Source organism: Lentzea alba (assembly GCF_047445655.1).
Classification (GTDB): domain Bacteria; phylum Actinomycetota; class Actinomycetes; order Mycobacteriales; family Pseudonocardiaceae; genus Lentzea; species Lentzea alba_A.
In genome coordinates, this window is record NZ_JAJAEG010000081.1 from 1 (window position 1) to 5,341 (window position 5,341).

General features: G+C 65.3%; 1 protein-coding gene. It reads left to right on the forward strand.

Features of this window, described 5'->3' with window-relative positions; all coding sequences use genetic code 11:
* Positions 1-78: 78 nt before the first annotated feature.
* A partial coding sequence (locus tag LFM09_RS49855) for an RHS repeat-associated core domain-containing protein (RefSeq protein WP_414103692.1) occupies positions 79-5,341 on the forward strand: 5,263 nt, incomplete at its 3' end.

The window sequence follows — 5,341 nt, forward strand, 5'->3', positions numbered from 1 at the left end:
AGTAGTTCCTTCAACCCGAGTTACACCGCTCGTTTGACACACCCGTGGCCGAAGGCTGCGGTCACTGAGGTAGCCGATGTGTCGGTCGCCGCGAAGAAGGTGGCCGACACCCCGCTGTCGGTTGCCGCCGCGGATGCTGAGGCGGCGAAGGCCAAGCCCAAGGTCAAGATTGAGACGTTCGACCGGGACAAGACCCGCAAGGCCGGTGTGGACGGACTGTTGTTCAAAGTCTCCGGTGGTGCGGCGAAGGTCGAGGTGGACTACTCGTCGTTCCGCTGGGCCTATGGCGGTGACTGGGCTTCCCGGTTGCGGTTGGTGGAGTTGCCTGAGTGCGCGCTGACCACGCCCGGTAAGCCGGAGTGTGGCGCGAAGCCTGTGGCATCGCGCAACGATCCGGCCAAGGGCACGGTGACCGCGGCGGAGGCGAGCCCGGCCGGCGGGGCGTTCATGGCGCTGGCCTCCGGTACCTCCAGCGGTTCCGGCGACTACAAGGCGACGAGTTTGTCGCCGTCGGCGACGTGGTCGGCCGGTTCGAACACTGGTGCCTTCACGTGGAGCTACCCGTTCCGGATGCCGCCTTCGCTGGGTGGGCCGACGCCGTCGTTGGCGTTGTCGTACTCGTCGGCGAACGTGGACGGGCGGATGGCGGCGTCGAACAACCAGCCGTCGTGGATCGGTGAGGGGTTCGAGTTCGGCGCGAACTTCGTCGAGCGCAAGTTCGCCGGTTGTGCGGATGACATGGTCAACGGTGCGCGCAACACGGTGAAGACCGGTGATTTGTGCTGGCGCAACGAGAACGCGACGTTGTCGATGGCTGGGCACGGCGGTGAGCTGATCAAGGAGCCCGCGCCTTCGAACCGGTGGCGCTTGCGCAATGACGATGGCACCCGCGTTGAGTTCCGCACCGGTGTCGACAACGGCGCGCATGACGGCGAGCACTGGGTTGTCACGACTCCGGACGGTACGCAGCACTGGTTTGGCCGGAGTCGTCAGTCGGTGCTGACTGTGCCGGTGGCGGGCAATCACGCGGGTGAGCCGTGTGCCGCGGCGTTGTTCAAGGACTCGTTCTGCACGCGGGCGTACCGGTGGAACCTCGAGTACGTCGTGGACCTGCACGGCAACACCATGTCGTACAGCTACGACAGGGAAACCAACAAGTACGGCCGCAACAACTCCACGACCGATCTGGCTGAGTTCGACCGTGCGGCGGTGTTGAAGCAGATCGACTACGGCACGCGTGTCGATCGCACCGAGTCCGCGCCGATGCAGGTGGTGTTCGAGTCGGCGGATCGTTGCCTTGCTGACTGTGGCACGAAGGACGCTCAGCACTGGCCGGATGTGCCGTGGGACATGGAGTGCACCAGTAGCCCGTGCTACGTGGGCTCCCCGTCGTTCTGGGGGACCAAGCGCCTTGCCTCGGTGACGGCCAAGGTCGGCGGTAACGCGGTGGAGAAGTGGACGCTGGGGCACTCGTTCCCGGACCCCGGTGACGGCACGCGGGCCGGGTTGTGGCTGGACAAGGTCTCTCGTTCGGGTCTTGTCGGGCAGCAGACCGATGTGCCGGACATCCGGTTCCAGGGCATTCAGCTGAGCAACCGGGTGGACACGCACGCCGACCAGCTCGCGGCGATGAAGTGGTGGCGGCTCAAGACCGTTTTCACCGAGACCGGCGGCAGGGTCGACGTGACCTACTCGGATCCGGACTGCGTGGCCGGGTCACGGATGCCGAACCAGAACGCGTTGCAGGACAACAACCTGCGGTGCTATCCGGTGCGATGGACGCCGCAGGGCAACACCGAGCCGATCTGGGATTACTTCCACAAGTACGTCGTGAAGAACGTGACGGAGACCGACCTGACCGGCGGTTCGGTGCGCGTGCTCACGCAGTACGAGTACGTCGGTGCGCCCGCCTGGCATTACTCCGACGATGACGGCTTCGTTAAGGCCGAGGACAAGACGTGGTCGGTGTGGCGCGGCTACGGCGCCGTGAAGACCATGAAGGGCGACCCAGGTGAGCAGACGCTGACCGAGACCCGCTACTTCCGCGGCATGCACGGCGACAAGCTTCCGTCGGGCACCCGTACTGCGGTGATGCCGGCGATCGCCGTGGGCAACGTGCCTGAGGTGGTGGACGAGGACTCCTACGCGGGCGTCGTACGCGAAGAGATCGTCTACAACGGCCCTGGCGGCGNCGACAAGCTTCCGTCGGGCACCCGTACTGCGGTGATGCCGGCGATCGCCGTGGGCAACGTGCCTGAGGTGGTGGACGAGGACTCCTACGCGGGCGTCGTACGCGAAGAGATCGTCTACAACGGCCCTGGCGGCGCCGAGGTCTCCGCGACAGCCAACGTGCCGTGGCGTTCGGAGCCGACCGCTACCCGCACGATCAACGATGTCACCGTGCACGCCCGCTTCGCCTCGACGGCGAGCAAGCACGCACGTGTTGCTCTCGATGGCGGGCGCGGTTTCCGCACGACGAGCTCAGCGACTGAGTTCGACCAGACCCATGGCGCGGCCACGGCGACCGAGGATCGCGGCGATGACGCGGTCGTTGGTGACGAGAAATGCGTCCTGATCGACTACGCGCGCAACACATCGGCCTGGCTGACCGACAAGGTGTCGCGGAAGCGTGACTTCCTGGTCGACTGCGCGAAGGCCAGAGCGGGCGTGGGCTTGCGGGACGCAGACATCGCCGCAGACGTCAAGACCTACTACGACGATCAGGACTACGGTGCCGCACCGACCAAGGGCGAAGTCACCAAGGCCGAGACTCTCAAGTCGTACGTCAACGGCGCCGCGGCCTACCTGACCGAGCACTCAACGGTGCGCGACGCCTACGGCCGGGTCACGAAAACCACCAATCCCAAGGGAACCGTGACCACGGCGTACACGCCGGCCGAAGGCGGACCGGTCACTCAGATCACCACGACCAACTCGCTGGGCTGGGTCACCACCACGGTCATGGAGCCTGCCTGGGCGGCGCCACTGTCCACAACGGACCCCAACCTGCGGAAGACCTCCTTCACCTACGACGGCCTCGGCCGCACAACTGAAGTCTCGAAGCTCGGCTTCAGCAAGAAGTTCTCCTACCGGCAACGCACAGACGGACCCATCGTCATCACGACGAGCACACTGAACACCAGCAGCCAGTACGTGACGTCGTACGAACTGCTCGACGGGCTGCTCCGGCCACGCCAGACCCAGACGCCCGACGCCGCAGGCAACACGACGAATTCGGTCATCACGGACACGCACTACGACTCGGCGGGCCGCGCCGTCCGATCCAACAACGCCTATCTGGCGAACGTTGCACCCGGCAGCGAGCTGTTCGTACCGACGGACACGATTCCGTCAGCGGCGGTGACGACGTTCGATGGTGCCGGCCGCGAGTTGGTCAGCGCTTTGAAGAGGAACGTGCCGGTCGCCAGCCCTGGTGGCGAGGAGCTGTTCCGCACCAATACCTACTACGCGGGTGATCGCACGGACGTGACTCCGCCGGCCGGTGGTGTCGTGACGTCGACCCTGATCGACGCGCTGGGTCGCACGTCCGAGCTTCGGCAGTACCACGCGGGTGTCGTCGCGGGCAGTGCTTCCGGTTTCGACGCGACCAAGTACACCTATGACCTCAAGGGTCAGCTGACCGAGGTCTTGCATCCTTCGGGCAAGAAGTGGGAGTTCGCCTACGACGTGCGGGGCAAGCAGGTCCGCGCAGTTGACCCCGACAAGGGCGTCACCACGTCGGTCTACGACGACGCCGACCAGCTGGTGTCCACAACGGACGCTCGCGGCAAGACACTGGCGTACACCTACGACGCGTTGGGTCGCAAGACGAGCACGCGTGACGACTCGGCAACCGGTCCGTTGCGCGCTGAGTGGTTCTACGACCGACTCGCCGACGGCAGCACGCCCAAGGGCGTGCTGGTGAAGTCGGTGCGGCACGGCGAACTCGGTGACTACGTCATGGAGCACGTGGGGATCAGGGCGGACTATCAGCCCTCAGCCACCAATTTCACCGTCCCGGAGGCAGAGACCGGCCTTGGCGGCACCTACAGCTACGTCTACACCTACCACTCCAACGGGGCGCTGAACTCTACACGCATCCCAGCCACGGGCGACCTCAAGCGGGAAACGCTGGAGTACAACTACGACGCGCTGGGGCAGGCGGACACCCAGAAGACCGGGTACGGGACCTCGCCGCAGACAGGGCTCGTCACCGACACCAGCTACACCTCTTTCGGTGAGCTGGCGAACTACCGGCTGCGCAACAACGACGGCAACACCGTCGACGTCCTGCGCAACTACGACCAGTTCACGCGTCGTCTCAACCAGATCTGGACGACGAAGCAGACCGGCCCGTGGAACGTCTCCGACGTGTCCTACCGGCACGACGACGCAGACAATGTCACCCGTGTCTCGGACTCGGTCAGCGCGGACACGCAGTGTTTCCGTGCCGACTACCTGCGTCGCCTGACTGAGGCGTGGACCCCGGCATCCGGTGACTGTGCTGCCGATCCTTCTGTTGCGGGGCTTGGTGGTCCGTCGAAGTACTGGCAGTCCTTCAGTTACAACGTCGCGGGCGATCGCACGAAGCTGGTGGAGCGCGGTACCAGTGCTGGTGATCGCACGGTCGAGTACACGTCGACGCCGGGCAAGCACAGCGTCGCGAGCACGGTAACGACGGACAGCGCGGGTAGCCGCAAGGCGTCGTACACGTACGACGAGTCCGGCAACACCCTCACCCGCCCGTCGCCGTCGGGTGCCACGCAGACGATGACGTGGGACCGCGAAGGGCGCGTCGAGACCACGGTTGACGAGTCTGGTCAGTCGTCGTACGTCTACGACGCCGACGGCAACCGGTTGGTGAGGCGCGACCCGACCGGCCGGACGTTGTACCTGCCGGGTCAGGAACTGAGGTACACGACGTCGTCGGGTGCGAAGAACTGCACGCGGTACTACACACACGCCGGCCAGACCGTTGCGATGCGTACGTCGACCGGGTTGACGTGGATGTCGTCTGATCAGCACGGCACGGCGCAGATCACGATCAACGCGTTGAACCAGCTGGTGAGCACGCGGCGCATGTTGCCGTTCGGGGATGTTCGTGGTGGTACGGGGACGTGGCCGGCTCGGCTGGACAAGGGGTTCGTCGGCGGAACGCTGGACAACACCGGGCTGACGCACATCGGTGCGCGTGAGTACGACCCAGGACTGGGCCGGTTCATCTCAGTCGATCCGGTGATGGATCTCGCGGATCCGCGGCAGTGGAACGCCTACACCTACTCGAACAACAGCCCTATCACGTTCAGCGACCCGACCGGCCTGTACTGCGACATGTGCAACT